The organism is Butyrivibrio proteoclasticus B316, assembly GCF_000145035.1.
Taxonomy (GTDB): domain Bacteria; phylum Bacillota; class Clostridia; order Lachnospirales; family Lachnospiraceae; genus Butyrivibrio; species Butyrivibrio proteoclasticus.
The window spans coordinates 1-20,290 of the sequence record NC_014387.1 but is presented as its reverse complement, the minus strand read 5'-3'; the positions used below and the strand labels follow the sequence as shown (position 1 = coordinate 20,290).

The 20,290-nt window shown below is 38.3% G+C and carries 15 protein-coding genes; 5 read left to right on the top strand and 10 right to left on the bottom strand.

The annotated features are described in order from the left end of the window. Position 1: 1 nt before the first annotated feature. The 3 genes from BPR_RS00075 to BPR_RS00065 all read right to left on the bottom strand — a co-directional run bounded on the left by BPR_RS00075 (position 2) and on the right by BPR_RS00065 (position 4,587). Positions 2-994: an AEC family transporter gene (locus tag BPR_RS00075; protein WP_013279426.1), complete on the bottom strand. Its 993-nt coding sequence runs from the start codon at positions 992-994 to the stop codon at positions 2-4. A 78-nt stretch (positions 995-1,072) separates the two neighbouring features. Beyond that, positions 1,073-2,854 carry an ABC transporter ATP-binding protein gene (locus BPR_RS00070; protein WP_013279425.1) on the bottom strand — a complete coding sequence of 594 codons (1,782 nt, stop codon included), beginning with the start codon at positions 2,852-2,854 and terminating at the stop codon, positions 1,073-1,075. Next, positions 2,854-4,587, bottom strand: a complete 1,734-nt coding sequence (locus BPR_RS00065; protein WP_013279424.1) for an ABC transporter ATP-binding protein — start codon at positions 4,585-4,587, stop codon at positions 2,854-2,856. Before BPR_RS00065 ends, BPR_RS00070 begins: the two co-directional genes overlap by 1 nt. An 836-nt stretch (positions 4,588-5,423) precedes the next feature. On the opposite strand from BPR_RS00065, the gene trpD reads away from it, so the two are divergent. From trpD to trpA, 5 genes are read left to right on the top strand one after another with little or no spacing between them, the layout of a single operon-like run. Then, entirely contained in the window at positions 5,424-6,443 is a 1,020-nt protein-coding gene (trpD, locus tag BPR_RS00060) for an anthranilate phosphoribosyltransferase (protein WP_026662437.1), read from the top strand. A 16-nt stretch (positions 6,444-6,459) separates the two neighbouring features. Further along, complete coding sequence (trpC, locus tag BPR_RS00055; RefSeq protein WP_013279422.1) at positions 6,460-7,251, top strand: indole-3-glycerol phosphate synthase TrpC; 792 nt, start codon at positions 6,460-6,462, stop codon at positions 7,249-7,251. Positions 7,252-7,274: 23 nt separating this feature from the next. Then, positions 7,275-7,907 carry a phosphoribosylanthranilate isomerase gene (locus BPR_RS00050; protein WP_242662173.1) on the top strand — a complete coding sequence of 211 codons (633 nt, stop codon included), beginning with the start codon at positions 7,275-7,277 and terminating at the stop codon, positions 7,905-7,907. Next, entirely contained in the window at positions 7,900-9,090 is a 1,191-nt protein-coding gene (trpB, locus tag BPR_RS00045) for a tryptophan synthase subunit beta (protein ID WP_013279420.1), read from the top strand. The genes BPR_RS00050 and trpB overlap by 8 nt, the downstream gene beginning before the upstream one ends. A 22-nt stretch (positions 9,091-9,112) precedes the next feature. Then, entirely contained in the window at positions 9,113-9,880 is a 768-nt protein-coding gene (gene trpA, locus BPR_RS00040) for a tryptophan synthase subunit alpha (protein ID WP_013279419.1), read from the top strand. Between the two features lie 54 nt (positions 9,881-9,934). Here trpA and BPR_RS00035 read toward each other — a convergent pair whose 3' ends face one another. The 7 genes from BPR_RS00035 to dnaA form a co-directional block, all read right to left on the bottom strand. Further along, positions 9,935-11,383 carry a GGDEF domain-containing protein gene (locus BPR_RS00035; protein WP_013279418.1) on the bottom strand — a complete coding sequence of 483 codons (1,449 nt, stop codon included), beginning with the start codon at positions 11,381-11,383 and terminating at the stop codon, positions 9,935-9,937. A gap of 55 nt (positions 11,384-11,438) precedes the next feature. Further along, complete coding sequence (gyrA, locus tag BPR_RS00030) at positions 11,439-13,991, bottom strand: DNA gyrase subunit A (RefSeq protein ID WP_034475593.1); 2,553 nt, start codon at positions 13,989-13,991, stop codon at positions 11,439-11,441. Between the two features lie 121 nt (positions 13,992-14,112). Continuing rightward, positions 14,113-16,053 carry a DNA topoisomerase (ATP-hydrolyzing) subunit B gene (gene gyrB, locus BPR_RS00025; RefSeq protein ID WP_042256245.1) on the bottom strand — a complete coding sequence of 647 codons (1,941 nt, stop codon included), beginning with the start codon at positions 16,051-16,053 and terminating at the stop codon, positions 14,113-14,115. Positions 16,054-16,069: 16 nt separating this feature from the next. Continuing rightward, complete coding sequence (gene recF, locus BPR_RS00020) at positions 16,070-17,188, bottom strand: DNA replication/repair protein RecF (protein WP_013279415.1); 1,119 nt, start codon at positions 17,186-17,188, stop codon at positions 16,070-16,072. Then, on the bottom strand, positions 17,185-17,400 hold the full coding sequence (locus tag BPR_RS00015; protein ID WP_013279414.1) for an RNA-binding S4 domain-containing protein: 216 nt from the start codon (positions 17,398-17,400) through the stop codon (positions 17,185-17,187). Before BPR_RS00015 ends, recF begins: the two co-directional genes overlap by 4 nt. A 61-nt stretch (positions 17,401-17,461) precedes the next feature. Continuing rightward, the gene (gene dnaN / locus BPR_RS00010) at positions 17,462-18,571 is read right to left on the bottom strand and encodes a DNA polymerase III subunit beta (protein ID WP_013279413.1); all 1,110 of its coding nucleotides are present in this window, start codon (positions 18,569-18,571) and stop codon (positions 17,462-17,464) included. A gap of 318 nt (positions 18,572-18,889) precedes the next feature. Next, on the bottom strand, positions 18,890-20,290 hold the full coding sequence (gene dnaA, locus BPR_RS00005; protein WP_013279412.1) for a chromosomal replication initiator protein DnaA: 1,401 nt from the start codon (positions 20,288-20,290) through the stop codon (positions 18,890-18,892).

The window sequence follows — 20,290 nt, the reverse complement described above, 5'->3', positions numbered from 1 at the left end:
TTCAGATTAGTGACAGTGTTTTTAATACAAATAGCCATAGTGTTAAAGAGAAGGAACATCCAAAAGTCGTCATCATTACAATACTGCTACTGAGAGTTCCTTCATGTCCCATGTTTTTGGCCATTACAAAGCTTGAAACAGTGGTCGCTGATCCAAGCATTACAAGTAGAGCTATGATCTGCTCATTTCTAAAGCCCATAAGAACTGCAAATGGCATAAACAGTCCTACAAGCGCAAAGAGTTTTATGAAACTTGCAAGTAATGTGGGCTTAATTTTATTTATCGCCTTGGAATAATCAAAGGTTGCTCCCATAGCCATAAGCCCAAGGGGAGTTGATAGTCCTCCAATACTTGACACCATTGATCCAAGTATCTTTGGCATCGGTATCTTAAACAAAGACCAGAAAAGCCCTATGAATATTCCAATAAGAATGGGATTTTTGACTATTCCGATAAGTGTCTTTATTATCAGCTCTTTTCTTACCTGGTCAGAGTTATCGCTCTCACTGGTGTATCTTCCCATAACTACAGACTTGGGTGCTGTAGTCATCAAAATGATCACTGCAAAAATGTTATAAAGAGGAACGCTTCCAATTATCATAAGTGGTGCCATTCCACTGCTTCCGCTTCCGTATATGTTATGGATAAAAGCTATTCCCAAAAGAGCTGCACTACTGCGGTATGAACCCTGAATGAATTCACCTCTTTCAACTTTGTTACTAATGATAAGTCTTGATATTGCTGTTATCAGCAGAATACTGCAAAGCGTTACGCAAAAGCAGAATATGACAAATCTGCCATTCCAGCTCCCTGCAAAATCCTGCTTCGCAAGATCTTCAAACAAAAGAACCGGTAGCGCAATCTTAAAGACAAACTTATTCATCCATGTTGCTGCTTTTTCGTCTATTATATGAATTTTATTAAAGATATATCCAAGCACCATCAAAAGAAAAATCGGTAACGTCGCATTAAGACTAAATATCAGATTATCCATTATTTCAAATCCCCATTGTTCTCACTTTAATTGCTCAAATCAAGGTCCGGGATCATTGCCTCCCGGACCATATTGATTTTATGCAAATTGTGCCTGATAAAGCTGATAATAAGCACCTCTTCTGGCCATAAGCTGGTCGTGATTGCCTGCTTCCATTATACCGCCACCGTTAATAACAAATATACGGTCAGCATTCTTGATTGTAGACAGACGATGAGCTATAACAAAGCTTGTTCTTCCCTTTAAAAGTGCCTGAATTCCTTTCTGAACCAGCATCTCTGTGTGTGTATCTATGCTACTTGTAGCCTCATCAAGAATGAGTATCTTGGGCATTGAAATCATAGTTCTCGCAAAGGCAAGGAGCTGTCTCTGACCAATAGAAAGGCCTGCGCCTCTCTCTTTTAACTCAGTATCATAGCCGTTCTCCAGATTCATAATGAAATCATGGGCGTTAACTGCCTTGGCAGCTGCGATCATCTCTTCTTCAGTAGCATCAAGATTTCCGTACATTATGTTCTCACGGACAGTTCCGTGGAAAATAAAGTTATCCTGAGTCATGATACCCATCTGCTTACGAAGACTGTTTATTGTGACGTCAGTCAGGTCATAGCCATCAACCAGTATCTTACCTTTCTGGATATCATAGAATCTGCTGATGAGATTAACAATTGTTGTCTTGCCAGCTCCAGTTGGACCAACAAGGGCAATTGTCTCACCCGGTTTAACATCAAAGTTAACATTCTCAAGAACTCTTGTCTGAGTTTCGGTTCCCTCATCGTAGGTGAATCCTACATTTTCAAAAGAAACACTTCCACTTATTTCAGGAAGTTCCTTAGCACCTTCTTTATCTACAATCTCAGCCTCTGTATCAAGGATATCAAAGACTCTTTCTGCAGCAGTAATATTGGTTATCAGCTGGTTATAGTAGTTGGAAAGTCCCATTATAGGACTCCAGAACATACTCGAATAGCTTGCAAAAGCAGTAATAAGACCAACAGATGCTGCTGTATAACCAAGTAGTCTTATGGCAACAAGATACAGGATCATACTGCTGATAGCCCAGCTCATGTCTATTGAAGGACCAAAAAGATCAGCTGCTCTACAGGCTGAAATATAGGCATCCCTATGAGCATTAGCAAGTTCTCTAAAGGTTGTCTTGGTCTCTTTTTCCGCATGAAAACTCTGAACTACCGATATTCCAGCAATATCCTCATGAACATAGGCATTCATGTTTGATGCTTTTTTACGAACATCCTGCCATCTCTTATGATTGACATTACGGATCCAGAATATGCTGACAACCATAATTGGCAGCGAAGCAAAGCATCCAAGAGCAAGCTTCCAGTCTTTTATCAACATAATGATAACTACACCAAATACCGTAATAAAGTTCGGAATAAGGTTTGTAATAGTATTGGCCATTACATCTTTCATGGAGTTAACATCACCTATTATGCGGGCCAGGATCTTACCTGTCGGCCTGTTGTCAAAAAATGTAAATGACAAAGTCTGGATGTGCTCATACAGCTCCTGCCTGATATCTAGCAGGACTTTATTTGCAACCTTGTTCATCATATACATTCTGAGCTTAACAAAAAGAATGTATATAACGCCAAGTGCTACTATGATAGTAGCGATTGTTATAAGACCTCGGATATTCTTATTAGCCACATGTACGTCTATAGCATATTCTATGAGAAGCGGGCTTATAAGGCTTATTCCTACGGTAACTATCAAAGAGATAAAAACCGGGATTATTTCTGCAATATGAGGTCTCAGATATCTGATCATTCTGACAAATATCTTTTTTCGGTCCGTATTGGACATTTGCTCATCTTCACGAAATGAGTTAGCTGCCATTACGCACTCACCTCCATTTCCATTGGGACTCCGTACTGAGCTATATAAGTCTCATAGTATAGTCCCTTTTTCTTAAGGAGCTGCTCATGTGTACCGCGCTCCGCAATTTTTCCATCCTGCAGATAGATGATCTCATCTGCATTCCTAACTGCAGAAATTCTGTGAGCGACGATAACACGAGTTGTACTCTTTATTTCATCAAGTGTCTTCTGAATCTCAGATTCAGTTTCCATATCAAGTGCAGATGTAGAATCATCAAGAATAAGTATAGGTGCATTCTTAGATATAGCCCTTGCAATGCTGATTCTCTGCTTCTGACCACCGGATAAACCTACACCTCTTTCACCTATTACGGTTTCGTAGGAATCTTCCAGCTTTTCAATGAAATCAGATGCCTTTGCCATCTTGGCTGCACTCTTTATTTCATCCATCGTCATATCATCTTTTCTGCCCATACGGATATTTTCTTCAATTGTGTCAGAGAAAAGAAATACATCCTGCATAACAACAGCTGTCGCACTTCTTACCTGCTCAAGCTCCATATCCCTTATTTCTGTACCATCAAGCTTGATGCTTCCGCCTGTAGGATCATAGAAACGCTGTATCAGATTTATGATAGTTGACTTTCCTGAACCTGTCTGTCCCATGATTCCAAGCGTTTTTCCTGCTTTTAAAGAAAAGCTTATATCTGACAGAACCTCTTTTCCTCCAAGTTCGAGGCTAACATTTTCAAATTCAATCTCTCCCTTAACGTCATTGACATGAACAGGAGCAGGATTTACTGAAAGTGTCGAATGCTCTGCATATATCTTTTTAATCTTCTTCATAGATGCAAGAGAGCTTGAGAACTCGTTGGTGATCCATCCAAGTTCCTCCATAGGCCATGTGCAGTTTCTGGTGTAAATAATAAACGCTGTTAAACTACCAAGGTTCATATGGCCGTTAATTACAGCTATTCCTCCAAGTACTGCAACAGCTACAGGAAGAAGAGTTCCTGCGAGCATAAATACAGGATAGAATTTTATGAGAGCTCTTGCTTCCTCCATGTTGAGATCATAGTATTTTTTATTGTGCTTAAAAAATTTCTTTATCTCATAGTTTTCTCTGGCAAAAGCTTTAACCGTTCTGACTCCGGCCAGATTTTCCTCAGCCGTTGTAGTCATCTCTGCATTCTCTTCGCTGATCGCATCATAGACCTTATCAAGCTTTTTCTCCATTATGATAGCTGTTGCTCCGCAGATTATCATAAATGTAAGAGGTAAAAAAGTAAGTGGCACGTTTATAGAAAACATGAAATAGATGATGAGTACAGAGTTTAGTGTTACCTCCATGCCTCGCATAGCCACCATTCCAACAAGCTGATAAATCTTGTCGATGTCATCTTTTACCCTGGCCATAAGCTCACCGGTACTGGAATCATCGAAATAATCTAGAGACAGGCTCTGAATGTGATCAAAGAGATCCTTTCTCATCTCGGTTCCGATGGTGATGCAGTTTTTATCAAATGTAAATTCCTTGTAATATCCAAATACACTTCTGCCTATACCTATCAGTATTATCGCCAGGAGCAAATATGGAAAATAAGTGTAATCGTTGCCTACAAGTACTTCATTAACTATTCGTTCTGTAACTTTTGGGAACATCATGTCAAGGGCAATCGCAATCAGCATGAAAACAGTTGCCATTGTATATGTTGCCCAGTGCTTTCGCACATAACTTCCAAGTGTATTCATTGTTCCTCCATTTTTTGAAATAGATTGATTCGTTTCTGGTTACTCCTCAAGCCTCGGGTATTGTGCAATTAAGAAACGGGCCCGGTTTCCTAATTAGGCATAAAAAAACCCCAGGTAAATTATCAACAAACTTACCTGGGGAAACCATGTCACAATATATATTCAGATGCAGTATTAAATAGCCTTATCCGAACATAATATCCCGAGGTAAAGTCTTTGAAAAATGATTCGCTTTAATTCTTCTCGCCACAAGATTAAACATATTCCTTACCTCGCTTTCTTTAATATTTATCAACCTGTAGCAAAGTTGATATGTTGATGATTGCACAATAAAATTTCATTGTCAACATTATTTTCAGATATTTTATATTATTATCATGAAATTCTGAGAGTAATTAATAATTTATTGTTGACAATCTAATTTTATAGCAGTATTATTTTTACTAACTTAATACTTTAAACCAATGAAGCGGAGATAACGTCTATGATGCCTTCACAGAGAGCCTGATCAGCTGAGAACAGGTAAGATACACATATTCAAATGGACCGCCGAGGGTGCAGTCAAATGTGTTTTTGCACAGAGTATTCTGCAACGGAAGACTCCCGTTAGTAGTCAGAGATATGATGAAGTCTATAAGATTCTTATAGAAACGGTATCTCACATAAGCGCGTAGTTTACTACGAATTCAAGGTGGCACCGCGGATAGTATAATTGTACATTCGTCCTTGACAGAACAGACTTCTGTCAGGGACTTTTTTATTTCATAAAGCGTTCTGACAGATGAGTCGGAACGCTTTTTTATTACAAATCAATTAGTCAAAAGGAGAGAATGAACATGATCAAAGAAGCTATTGTAAAAATCGTAAACAAAGAAGACCTCACTTATGATGAAGCCTACTCAGTAATGAACGAGATCATGAGTGGAGAAACTACTCCTACTCAGAATGCAGCTTTTTTATCTGCACTTTCTACCAAGAGTGCGAGAGCAGAGACAACAGATGAGATTGCAGGCTGCGCAACAGCCATGAGAGAGCACGCTACTCAGGTTGAAACAGGCATGGATGTTTTCGAGATTGTTGGAACAGGCGGAGATAATGCCCAGAGCTTTAATATTTCAACTACTTCAGCACTTGTCGCTGCAGCTGGTGGAATGAAGGTCGCCAAACATGGTAACAGAGCAGCTTCTTCCAAATGTGGAACTGCAGACTGTCTCGAAGCTCTTGGAGTAAATATTGACCAGAGTCCTGAAAAATGCGTAGAGCTACTAAATGAAGTCGGAATGTGCTTCTTCTTTGCACAGAAATATCACACTTCCATGAAGTACGTAGGTGCAATCAGAAAAGAGCTTGGTTTCAGAACAGTTTTTAATATCCTTGGACCACTGACAAATCCCGGAAAGCCTTCAATGCAGCTTCTTGGAGTTTATGATGATTATCTCATAATTCCTCTTGCACAGGTTCTGATAAACCTTGGAATAAAAAGAGGAATGGTTGTATATGGCCAGGATAAACTTGATGAAATTTCAATGAGTTCACCAACTTCTGTATGTGAGATCAAGGATGGATGGTATAAGTCATATACAATACGTCCTGAGGACTTTGGCTTTAAGACTTGTTCAAAGGCTGAGCTTGTAGGAGGAACGCCTTCAGAAAATGCTCAGATCACAAGGGATATCCTCTCAGGAAAAGAGCGAGGACCTAAGCGTGATGCAGTCCTTATGAATGCCGGTGCTTCTCTTTACATCGGTGGTAAGGCAGATTCATTGGCCGATGGAATTAAACTTGCTAAAGAGATAATTGATTCAGGAAAAGCAACAGAAACGCTAAACAAACTTATTGAACTTAGCAATAAGTAATATTTAACCGGAGAAAATGATGTCAGATAAAACAATACTTGATGAGCTTGCCTCTTTTGCCAAATACAGAGTTTCAGAATCCATTAAGCAAATGCCGCTTACCGACTTAAGGAGAGAAGCAGAATCTCTTCCAAAGGGGTTATTCGAATTTGAAAACGCCCTTAAAAAGCCAGGTCTTTCCTTTATCTGTGAATGTAAAAAGGCTTCCCCTTCCAAGGGAATCATATCAAGAGATTTTCCGTATCTTGATATAGCAAAAGAGTACGAAGAAGCCGGAGCAGACTGTATATCTGTGCTGACTGAACCAAAGTGGTTTCTTGGAGCAGATTCCTACTTAAAAGAAATAGCTAGGGCTGTGAGTATTCCATGTATCAGAAAAGATTTCACGGTAGATGAATACATGATCTATGAAGCGAAGCTTCTGGGCGCCAAGGCTGTTCTTTTAATCTGCTCTATCCTTGATAAAGGTCAGCTACGCGAATATATCAACATATGTGATGCTCTTGGATTATCTGCACTTGTTGAAGCTCACGATGAAAAAGAGATAGAAACAGCTTTAGATTCATCAGCAAGAGTGATTGGTGTTAACAACAGGAATCTTAAGGATTTTAAGGTTGATACTGCAAATAGCAGGAATCTGCGAAATCTCGTTCCAAGTGATCGCATATTTGTTTCAGAGAGTGGCATCAGGTCAGTAGAAGATATCAGGGAAATCAAAGATTTTGGAGCAGATGCAGTTCTTGTCGGTGAAGTGCTCATGAGAGCTGAAGATAAAAAAGCTCTATTAACTGAGTTTAAGAAAGTCTGAGGTATGTTGTGACCAGGGTTAAAATGTGCGGTCTATTCAGAGATGAAGATATTTCCTATGCAAATGAAGTAAAACCTGACTATATAGGTTTTGTCTTTTACCCCAAAAGCCACAGATACGTAAGCATTGAAAAAGCTCAAAGCCTTAAAGCAAGGCTTGATCCCGAAATAAAGGCTGTTGGAGTATTTGTCGATAGTGACATCTCTTTTATCAAAGAGCTTGTAGCTAAGAATATAATCGATATAGTTCAGCTTCATGGGCATGAGGACAGTAATTATATACATGAACTTAGAAAAAGTATTGATAATCCCGATATTTCCATAATCCAGGCAATAGTTATAAAAAACGAGGCTGATATATTAAGGCTTCCTCAAAATGATTTCATAGATAATGAATTCTCTGCTGATTATTATCTAGTGGATTCCGGAATGGGAAGTGGAAGCTCTTTTAACTGGGATTTATTAAAAGAGCATAACGGGAAGATATTTCTGGCAGGAGGCCTGAATACTGAAAATATTGCCAAAGCACTTTCTACAGTTAAGCCATTTGCTGTGGATGTAAGCTCAGGAATTGAAACAGACAGAATAAAAGATTTTGATAAGATGAAAAAATTCATCTCATTGGTAAAAGAAAATAGGAGTGAAAGAAATGAGTAAGTCCAGAGGAAGATTTGGTGTTCACGGAGGTCAGTATATACCTGAAACTCTTATGAATGCTGTGATAGAACTTGAAGAAGCCTACAACCATTACAAAAATGATCCTGAATTTAACAGAGAACTATCTGAGCTGTTAAACGAGTATGCAGGTCGTCCTTCAAGATTATATTATGCTGAGAAAATGACAAGAGACCTTGGTGGAGCAAAGATTTATCTCAAAAGGGAAGATTTGAACCATACCGGAGCTCACAAGATCAACAATGTCCTTGGTCAGGCTCTTTTGGCCAAAAAAATGGGCAAGACCAGACTCATAGCTGAAACCGGCGCAGGTCAGCACGGCGTAGCTACTGCAACTGCTGCGGCCTTAATGGGAATGGAATGTGTTGTTTTCATGGGTGAAGAGGACACTAAGAGACAGGCGCTTAATGTCTACAAGATGAAGCTTCTTGGCGCTGAGGTTATCCCTGTAACATCCGGAACCGCTACTCTTAAGGATGCAGTTTCTGAAGCCATGAGAGAGTGGACTTCAAGGATTGATGATACTCATTATTGCCTCGGCTCTGTTATGGGACCACATCCATTTCCTACTATAGTCAGAGATTTTCAGGCAGTAATCTCCAAAGAGATCAAAGAACAAATGCTGGAAAAAGAGGGTAGACTCCCCGATGCTGTTATTGCCTGTGTTGGAGGCGGCTCTAATGCTATAGGATCCTTTTACAATTTTATTGACGATGAATCAGTACGGTTAATCGGATGTGAAGCGGCCGGAAGAGGCATTGATACCTTTGAAACTGCTGCAACTATCAACACCGGAAGACTTGGTATTTTCCACGGCATGAAATCTTATTTTTGTCAGGATGAATATGGACAGATTGCTCCTGTTTATTCAATTTCAGCCGGGCTTGATTACCCTGGAATCGGACCGGAGCATGCCTACCTTCATGATATTCACAGAGCCAAATACGTTGCTATAACAGATGATGAGGCAGTAAATGCATTTGAATATCTCTCCAAAACTGAAGGAATTATTCCTGCTATAGAATCTTCTCATGCTCTTGCATACGCTATTAAACTTGCTCCTACAATGGATAAAGACAAGATCATCGTTGTAACTATTTCCGGAAGAGGAGATAAAGACTGCGCTGCGATTGCACGCTATAGAGACGAAAATATTTCAGATTGATATAGAAGAGGAGTAAAAAATAATGAGTAAAATAAAAACAGCTTTTGAAAATGGCAAAGCTTTTATAGCCTTTATCACATGCGGAGATCCAGACCTTGAAACAACTAAGGAAGCTGTCATTGCAGCAGTAAAGGGAGGAGCTGACCTTATAGAGCTTGGCATACCTTTTTCTGATCCAACAGCCGAAGGCCCCGTTATTCAGGGTGCTAATCTTCGCGCATTAAACGGAGGCATCACTACAGATAAGATTTTTGAATTCGTTAAAGATCTACGAAAGAGCGTTTCAGTTCCTATGGTTTTTATGACTTACGCAAATGTAGTTTATTCCTACGATTCAGAAAAGTTTATCAAAATATGCAGTGAAATTGGTATGGATGGACTTATTTTACCTGATCTTCCTTTTGAGGAGAAAGAGGAATTTGAAGATACCTGCAATAAATATGACATAGACCTTGTCTCGTTAATAGCACCAACTTCAGAAAAAAGAATATCTATGATTGCCAGAGAAGCTAAAGGCTTTATCTATGTAGTTTCAAGTCTTGGCGTAACAGGTACCAGAAGCAGTATTACTACTGATCTTGATTCTATTGTTAAAGTAATTCGCGAAAACACTGATATTCCATGTGCTATCGGATTTGGTATTTCTACACCTGAACAGGCTGCTAAAATGTCCAATATCTCAGACGGCGCAATTGTTGGCTCTGCTATTATCAAGCTGTTAGAAAAACATGGTAAAAACGCCCCAAAATACATCGAAGATTATGTACATGAAATGAAAGCAGCTATGTGATAGGTTATATAAAAAAGATCATTTAGAAATTACTCTAAATGATCTTTTTGTATATTATTTAAGCTGTTTTATTCTTTTTAGATTATCATCTGTCTCTTTTAACATTTCACGAAGTGACAGATTTTCTTCATAGCTAAATTCACAAATAGAATACTGTAGATGATTGATGTATCTACTGGACTCTGATAGGAGATTAGCGTTCTGAGTAGACATTTCCTGTCTGAAACTCTCAGCCTTACCTTCTTCGTCAGATATCTCTATAACAGCAAATTCATCGCCTCTTATTCTACCGTATATACTATTCTCAAAAACCTTTTCAAGAATTCCTGAAACCTTTTTAACAGCTCTGTCGCCTTCCTCATGGCCATACATATCGTTTATTCCCTTGAGGGACTCCATGTGAATATAAGCAACAACTGCGCATTTTCCTGGTCCGAAGTTATCTTTAAGAAGATCATAGGCCTTGGCAAAAAAACCTCGTCTGTTAAGGCCACCTGTAAGATAGTCCTGATCCCCGATATGGTCAAGAACTGAATCATCTCTTGCAAGTTCTTCCTGAACTTCATAGAGTTCTTCATTTGTCTTCTTAAGCTCTTTTTCCAGGTAAGATACTCTTGAAGTTCCTGTAATTATGCTAAGGAGATTATCCTGAAAATGATCAATGTAATAATCCGATGTAAACTCAGTAATAACAAGACCAAGCTGATATTCTCCTACAAAAAGAGAACCTGCTATCAGCACCTTAGCCTTGCCATGTGTAATACTATCGATTACTTCACTGGTTTTTATAATATCATTTTCATTGTTTTCTGGTACTATTCCATTTACAAGTCTGGACTTACAAAGAATAGTTTCAGGCTTATTCCACCAGTATTTAATAGTATTTCTGATTTTCGTATCGTATAGAAGTATAGCGCTATTCTTTATGCCTTCAGCAGCAAAAGTTTTAGATATTACTTCATATACTTTTTCATCAGGATACTTTCTGTGGAGAAGAGGGCTACTGATCCTAAACAGCACATTTAAAGCTTCTGCAGCATCTTTTTCTACAAAGTTAAATGTTTTGGCCTGCTCAGGAACAGGTAATTTACCTTTTTCTTTAAGTCCAATTACATCACAAACAGCCTCATATCCAAGCTGTTCAAGCTGATCCCTGTCATTTGTAATTTCATTGACGCAAACAAAACCTTCAACCTCGGAAAGGGTTAAAATAGGTATACCCTCAAACTTTTTGAGCAGTGATTCCTTTTTGAGGATCGGTACCTTTTTACCTATTCTGTCGATATCAATTATTAGTGCATCAAAACCAAAATCCCTTGCATAGTCAAAAAGTGCTGCGTACTGATATGCATACGGATTATCATCTTCAGCTTCTGTCTGCAGGTACTTGCCGGGCATAACACAGAGGGTAACATCTTTATCCCTCGCAGCCTGGCTAGCACCTATGCATATTTTCTTAACGTCTCTGTCTTCAAGTTCTGATACCAACAATCCGATGTTCATAGGCCCCTCATTCCTCTGAAGAATCCCTGTTGCTGTTAAACTGACTTATGACAAATTATTCCTCGTCATCATCAGCAGTTGTAATATTTTCTTCCTCAACTTCCTCACTTACGTCATCGATATTATCAATATCGTGATCTCCGTCAGAAATCTTTTCTCTTACCTTGGCAATCTTAGCAACAGTTACACCCTTATCAAGATTGATCATCTTAACACCTGATGTTACTCTGCCATGGATTGTTATTTCATCCATTCTCAGCTGAATAATGATTCCTGCATTAGTGATCATCATGATCTCATTATCATCATTAACAGCCTTAACACCGATTACATTACCGGTCTTCTCAGTTATCTTATAACACTTAACACCCTTACCGCCTCTGAACTGGCTATGGAATTCATCAAGTGTTGTTCTCTTACCGTATCCTTTTTCAGAAACAATGAGAAGTGAATCTCCCTGAGTATTGAGCTGCATTCCTACAATTTCATCTGTATCATCCAGCATCATACCGCGAACACCGATAGAAGATCTGCTTGTAATACGAACATCACTTTCATCAAAGTGGATACACATACCATTCTTGGTTACAAGGAATACTTCTGCATCCTTGGTAACTGTCTTAACTTCAATGAGCTCATCATCATCACGAAGAGTAATTGCAGCAAGTCCTGTCTTTCTCACATTTGAGAAATCTGTGATAGGAGTCTTCTTGACAGTACCTTTCTTGGTAACCATGAACAGGCACTTTTCTTCATCCTCAAAGCCCTTTACAGGGATCATAGCAGAAATCTTCTCACCTGGTGCAAGCTGGAGGAGATTAACAATTGCCATTCCACGTGATGTTCTTGAAGCTTCAGGAATCTGATAAGCCTTAAGTCTGTAAACTCGACCAGTATTTGTAAAGAACATTACGTAGTTATGAGTTGTAGTCATAAGGATATCTTCAACATAATCGTTATCTATTGTTGTGATACCCTTAATTCCCTTGCCACCACGATTCTGTGCCTTGAAGTTATCAATTGACATTCTCTTGATATATCCAAGACTTGTCATTGCTATAACAGTATTTACGTTAGGAATCAGATCCTCTGTATCAATGTCAGAATCATCCTGTCCAATCTGTGACTTTCTGTCATCGCCATATTTATTGGCAATTTCAGATATTTCGGTTCTGATTACTCCTAAAAGTACTTTTCTATCTGCAAGAATAGCTTTCAATTCCTCGATTTTCTTGAGAAGATCAGCGTGCTCCTGTTCAAGCTTGTCTCTTTCCAAACCTGTCAGAGTACGAAGTCTCATATCTACAATAGCCTGAGCCTGAACATCTGTAAGGCCAAATCTGCCCATCAACTGTTCCTTGGCAAGAGCTACTGTTTCACTACCTCTGATGATCTTGATTACTTCATCAATGTTATCAAGGGCTATGAGTAATCCCTCTAAAATATGATTTCTCTCTTCAGCCTTATTGAGATCATACTTGGTTCTTCTTGTTACAACTTCTTCCTGATGCTTGATGTAGTGCTTGAGCATCTCAGTTATAGACAGAACCTTCGGCTCATTATTAACGAGCGCAAGCATGATAATACCAAATGAATCCTGCATCTGAGTATGTTTATAGAGCTTATTGAGCATGATATTAGGATTAACATCATTACGAAGCTCAATTACTACACGCATACCCTCACGGTCAGATTCATCTCTAAGAGCAGTAATTCCATCAAGTTTTTTGAGCTTAACAAGCTCAGCAATCTTGGCTATCATATTAGCCTTATTAACAAGATATGGAAGTTCTGTTACAACAATTCTGTTCTTGCCATTCTGCATAGGCTCAATGTTTGTAACAGCTCTTACTATAACCTTACCACGTCCGGTTCTGTAAGCCTCTTCAGCACCTCTTGTACCTAGGATTATTCCTCCTGTAGGGAAATCAGGAGCCTTGATAATATCAAGAATTTCTTCAATCTCTGTTTCTCTATCTTCAAGAACTCTGTTGTCAATCATCTTAACAACAGCATTAACTACTTCTCTGAGGTTATGAGGTGGGATATTAGTAGCCATACCTACCGCAATACCTGTAGTACCATTCACCAGAAGGTTAGGATATCTACTTGGGAGAATTGCAGGCTCTTTTTCTGTCTCATCAAAGTTAGGAACAAAATCTACAGTGTCCTTATTGATGTCAGCAATCATCTCCATTGATATCTTGGTGAGTCTTGCCTCTGTATATCGCATGGCAGCTGCACCATCTCCGTCAACAGAACCAAAGTTACCATGTCCGTCAACAAGACAGTATCTCATTGACCATGGCTGAGCCATATTAACCAATGCACCATAGATTGAACTGTCACCATGTGGATGATACTTACCCATAGTATCACCGACGATACGCGCACACTTACGATGTGGCTTATCCGGACCGTTATTAAGCTCTATCATAGAATACAAAATTCTTCTCTGAACCGGCTTAAGACCATCTCTTACATCTGGAAGAGCACGAGATGCAATAACGCTCATGGCATAGTCGATATAGTCAGATTCCATTGTCTTCTGAAGATCAACTTCTTTTATTCTGTCAGTGGTTGTCTTATCAAAAACGTCATCTGGCATTTCATTGTTGATGTTATTATTATCTGCCATTACTTTTTATCCTTTTCCTTGAGAAATATAAACCTTTCTCAGATTTTTACACTCAATTCTTTTTTATTCTGATCATTTGAAAGAGATAACATCAGAATATATCAATATTTTTAACAAACTTAGCATTCTTCTCGATGAATTCTCGTCTTGGTTCAACCTTATCACCCATAAGAGTAGTAAACGTTACATCGATATCTGATGAAGACTCTTCATCCATGTTAACTCTCAAAAGGACTCTTCTCTCAGGATCCATAGTTGTTTCCCAGAGCTGTTCCGGATCCATCTCTCCAAGACCCTTATAACGCTGGATCTTGTTATTCTGATCACGTCCAACATCTGTAAGGATCTTATCAAGTTCCTCATCAGAATATGCATACCAGACCTTTTTATTCTTCTCAAGCTTATAAAGAGGTGGCTGAGCAAGATATACATGGCCCTGCTTAATAAGCTCAGGCATAAACCTGTAAAGGAAAGTAAGCATAAGTGTAGAAATATGTGCACCGTCCACATCGGCATCGGTCATGATGATAATCTTGTCATATCTGAGCTTACTGATATCAAAGTCATCATGTATACCTGTTCCAAATGCTGTGATCATAGCTTTGATTTCAGCATTACCATAAATTCTGTCAACTCTGGCCTTTTCTACGTTCAGGATCTTACCACGAAGTGGGAGAATAGCCTGAGTCGCACGGCTTCTGGCTGTCTTAGCAGATCCACCGGCGGAATCTCCCTCAACGATAAATATTTCGCAGTTCTTAGGATCTTTATCTGAACAATCTGCAAGCTTACCAGGAAGTCCCATTCCATCAAGAGCAGACTTACGTCTTGTAAGATCTCTTGCCTTTCTGGCAGCATCTCTTGCTCTCTGGGCAAGTATAGCTTTTTCAAGAATCTGCTTGGCAACATTAGGATTCTGCTCAAGATAATAGGTCAGCTGTTCTGATACAACACCTGCTACAGCTCCTCTTGCCTCGGAGTTACCAAGTTTCTGTTTGGTCTGGCCTTCAAACTGAGGATCTTCAATCTTAACAGAAATAATAGCTGTCAAACCTTCTCTGATATCTTCACCAGTAAGGTTTTCTTCGCTATCCTTGAGCATCTTATTAGCTCTTGCATAGTCATTAAATGTCTTGGTAAGAGCAGCCTTGAATCCCTCAAGGTGAGTACCACCTTCAGGAGTATTGATGTTATTAACAAAAGTGTAGATACTCTCATTGTAAGAATCATTATGCTGGAAAGAAACTTCTACCTGTACATTGTTTCTGTTTCCTTCAAAGTACATAATGTCCCCGTAAAGAGAAGTCTTATTCTTGTTCAGGTACTGAACAAATTCCTTAATTCCGCCTTCATAGTGGAATGTCTGCTGAATAGGATCTTCGCCTTCTTCAACACGCTTATCTGTAAGAGTAATCTTAAGTCCCTTAGTCAGGAAAGCCATCTCACGAAGTCTCTGCTTGAGTACGCTATACTCAAACACAGTTGTTTCCCTGAATATCTCAGCATCAGGTTTGAAGTATACTCTTGTACCTGTCACATTCTCAGGAGCTGTACCAACTTCCTTAAGAGGGTAGCAGACTTTTCCTCTTTCATATCTCTGCTGATAAACCTTACCTCTACGTGTAACCTGTACTTCAAGCCATTCTGAAAGAGCATTTACTACAGAAGCACCAACACCGTGAAGACCACCTGATACCTTGTATCCTCCACCGCCGAATTTGCCGCCGGCGTGAAGAATAGTAAATACAACTTCTACACCTGTAAGTCCGGATTTATGGTTAACGTCAACAGGAATACCACGTCCATTATCCTGAACAATTATCGTATTATCCTCATTGATGGTAACTTCGATGTGGTCGCAGAAACCTGCAAGCGCTTCGTCAACAGAGTTATCTACTATCTCATAAACAAGATGGTGAAGTCCTCTGCTGGCAGTAGTACCAATATACATACCCGGTCTTTTTCTTACAGCCTCAAGTCCTTCAAGAATCTGGATTTGATCGGCACCATATTTTACTGCTTCTTCGCTCATTTTATGCTCCATTTCTTTAATTCTCGCTGCTTATTGTTCCATCAGTAACCTTAAACAGCTTATCTATTTCAAATCTGTTATTAACAAATTCATCAAGTCCGGTACATGTAACAATTGTCTGAATATCTCCAATTGTGTTAAGCAGATAATTTTGTCTGTTGCTATCAAGTTCAGACAAAACATCATCAAGTAAGAGTACCGGATTTTCCTTTTTAGCTCTTTTTACAATCTCAATCTCTGAAAGTTTGAGTGAGAGAGAAGCAGTTCTCTGCTGTCCCTGAGAGCCATATTTTCTAATGTCTATTCCTTCGCCATATTCATCACAGTCTGCTTTTTTCTTTTGAACTACAAAAGAAAAATCGTCCTTGTGAGGACCTACAGTTGTCTGCTTGGCGTAAGTATCTTTTTGTCTTGCAGCCCTTAATTTCTTTTCGAATTCATCAGCACTTACATTTGGCTCATAGTAAACTGACAGGAACTCTTTATTTCCTGTTAACTTCTCATGAATAGGTCTTATTATTTCGTTAAGATCTCTGATGAATTTTTCTCTAGTCTTGATAATGACGGATCCATATTCACATAACTGCTTGTCCTGCACATCTAAAAGAACACTATTCTCCGGATGTTCATATAAATCCTTAAGAACTTTATTACGTTCTACAACAAGTTTGTTGTACTTAGAAAGACTATTAAGATATATCTGATCTAATTGACACAGCTCCATATCCATGAACCTGCGCCTTTCAGAAGGGCCATTTTTAATAATACTAAGATCTTCCGGTGAGAAAAAAACTACATTGAGCATCCCTATAAGATCTGATGCCCTTTTTATCTTCTGACCGTCTATTGCAATTCCTTTTGTTTTGCTGCTGCGAAGATGCATATCTACGCGATATTCAGCATTATCTTTCTCAAGAATAGTCCTAATATGGGCCTCATCCTTGCCAAATCTTATTATCTCTTTGTCCTTGCTGCCTTTATGTGATTTGGTAGTGGCTGAAACAAAAATAGCCTCAAGAATATTAGTTTTTCCCTGAGCGTTGTCTCCATACAATATATTGGTACCACTGCTGAAATCAATCTTTACATTCTCGTAATTCCTGAAATCAGCAAGTTCTAATGACTTAATAATCATTTTTCAATCTTAACCTGTGTGCCATCGTATTCAAAAATGTCACCATCATACAGTTTACGGCCACGTCTTTCCTCAACTTCTCCGTTAACCTTAACAAGTCCGGCCTGGATGTCATTCTTGGCATCCACACCAGAACCTTCAAGCCCAGCCTTTTTAAGAGCCTGACCAAGCTTTATAAAATCATCACCTTCACGTAATCTGATTGTTTCCATTTTGCTAAAATCCTATAACTAATATTTTATCCAAAATAAACTCATAACAGTAGAACTATGATCAGTCTACTGTTGTGAAGTTTACAGGAAGTACAAGATAAATGTATGTAGATTCCTTATCTCTGATAAAGCACGGAGCCTTAGGATTGACCATATAAATATCAACCAGCTCATCATCAATAACTCTAAGAGCATCAATGAGGAACTTAGGATTGAAGCCAATCATAAGATCTTTACCCTGTTTATCTATTTCAATTTCTTCATCCATACTACCGATAGCAGAATTGATCTTAAGCTCTATCTTGCCATCTGTAACTGAGATGATAACAGGCTTCTTGTCGCCTTCTTTAACCAGAAGAGTAGCACGGTCTATACAGTCAAGGAATTCCTTTCTGTTAATGCTGATCTTGGTTTCATAATCGCTTGAAAGCATCTGATCAATACTGAAGTATTCACCCTCAATGAGTCTTGATACAACTGTTGTCTTATCGAACTCAAAAAGAACATGCTTATCTGTAAAATAGATATTTACCATTTTCTCGATACTGTCACCGAGAATCTTACTGATCTCACCAAGTGTTTTACCAGGAACTATTACTTTCTTGTAAGGATAACTACCGTTTAACTTAACTTTTCTAATAGAGATTCTATGACCATCAAGTGATACAAGCTTTAAATTCTCTCCATCTACTTCAAAGAGTTCACCTGCCATCATCTTGTTAGCATCATTTTCTGCTATAGAAAAGATAGTCTGCTGAATAACATTTCTAAGAGTATACTGTGATACTGTTACGCCATCGATTTTCTCAATTGATGGAAGATAGGTAAAATCATCACCTTTTCTGCCAATAAGATTGAACTTAGCTCTCTCACAACTGATAGTAACTTTATTAGTGCTGTCTGATTCAATAGTTACATCATTATCTGGGAGTTTTCTTACTATGTCTACAAATATCTTGGCATCTAAAGCTATATAACCTCTCTCGACAATGTTACCTTCTACTACAGTCTGTATACCAAGTTCCATATCGTTAGCAATAAATTTGATAATGCCCTCTGTTGCATCTACTAGTATGCATTCAAGAATAGACATTGTTGTTTTGGAAGGAACTGCTTTTGAAACAATCTGCAGACCACTTACTAGATTTGATTTAGAGCACACAAATTTCATTTAACCACATACTCCCTTCACTGGCCAAAATGTATAAAATAAATATTAATAAATAATAAAAGAATTAATAATAGCTGTTGAAAAGTGTAAAACCTATTCTATTATACAATTTATGCGGCTTTTTTACAAATTTTTGGTTGTTGAAAACAAAAAAATTAGTGTTGAAAATTAAAAAGTTATAAACAAGCCAAATTTTGACAAATGAGATATAAAAAAGTTAATCCACCCTAATTCACAGCTAATCCCCAACTAAATCACAAGTTATCAAGATAGTTATCCACAAATGTGTATAACTTTTTATTTTTTGTGAATTACTTATTATAATGAAGGATTTAGTTTCTTCATTATTATATCCAGGTTTTTGTTGAGTTCTTCATCAATCTTGATCTGTTTTTTTATCTTGTTGATTCCACTCATAACTGTTGTGTGATCTTTTTTACCAAGAAGCTTACCTATTTCTTCCAAGGAAGCATCTGTATGCTCTCTGCAAAGATACATGATAACCTGTCGTGGAAGAACAATTTCGGAATTTCTCTTTTTGGAGAAAATATCTTCCTTCTTGGATCCATATTGCTCACATACTGTGTCGATAATAAGCTGTGGAGTAATAACCTTGGACTTATCAGGATAAATAATATCCTTAAGAGCTTCCATTGCGTTCTCGAGAGTAATATCAACATTATTAAGTCTTGAGTAAGCGATGATCTTGTTATATGCGCCCTCAAGCTCACGAATGTTTGATTTGATATTAGTAGCAATATAATTAATTACTTCTGCATCAATATGTTTACCATAGTTCTCTGCATTCTTCTGCAGAATTGCCATTCTGGTCTCATAGTCAGGAGACTGTATATCTGCAATAAGACCCATCTCGAATCTTGATCTGAATCTCTCTTCAAGTGTTTCCATTTCCTTAGGCGGTTTATCAGATGAAAGAATGATCTGTTTACCGGCCTGATGGAGTTCGTTGAAGGTGTGGAAAAACTCTTCCTGTGTTGACTCTTTACCTATAATAAACTGAACGTCATCGACCATGAGTACATCTACTGTTCTGTACTTCTCACGCAGCTTGGACATGCTCTCAGCCTTACCACTTCTGATAGACTCAATAACTTCATTGGTAAACTGCTCAGATGTTACATACAATACCTTGGCTCTTCGATTATGTTCCATTACAAAGTGGCCGATTGAATGCATAAGGTGAGTCTTACCAAGTCCTGGTCCTCCATATAGGAAAAGAGGATTATAAGAGATTCCGGGTGATTCAGCTACAGCAAGTGAAGCTGAATGAGCAAATTTGTTGTTACTACCTACTACAAATGTATCGAATCTATATTTAGGATTTAGATTTGAATGCTCTGCATTAGAATTGCCTAAATATGAGGATTGATCGTTAACTTCATTTTTTTCTTCATGTGTTTCTTCATTATTAATAATGTCTTTGTTCAACATGAAATTAATATCGACCATCTCTCCTAGGAATTCCGAGATAGATACTTTGAAGAAATCAATGTAGTTCTTACTGATATAAGAAAGAGCCACCGGGTTATCCTGTGGAATAAGGATCATAACAGTATTGTCCTTAACTCCGTATACAGTAAGAGGATCGATCCAGGTTCTATAAGAAATATCTGTGATTCCAGACTCAATTCTTATACTCTTTTTGATTTCTTCCCAATTTGATTTAAGTTGTTTTGTGATTTCTATTGATGATTGCAT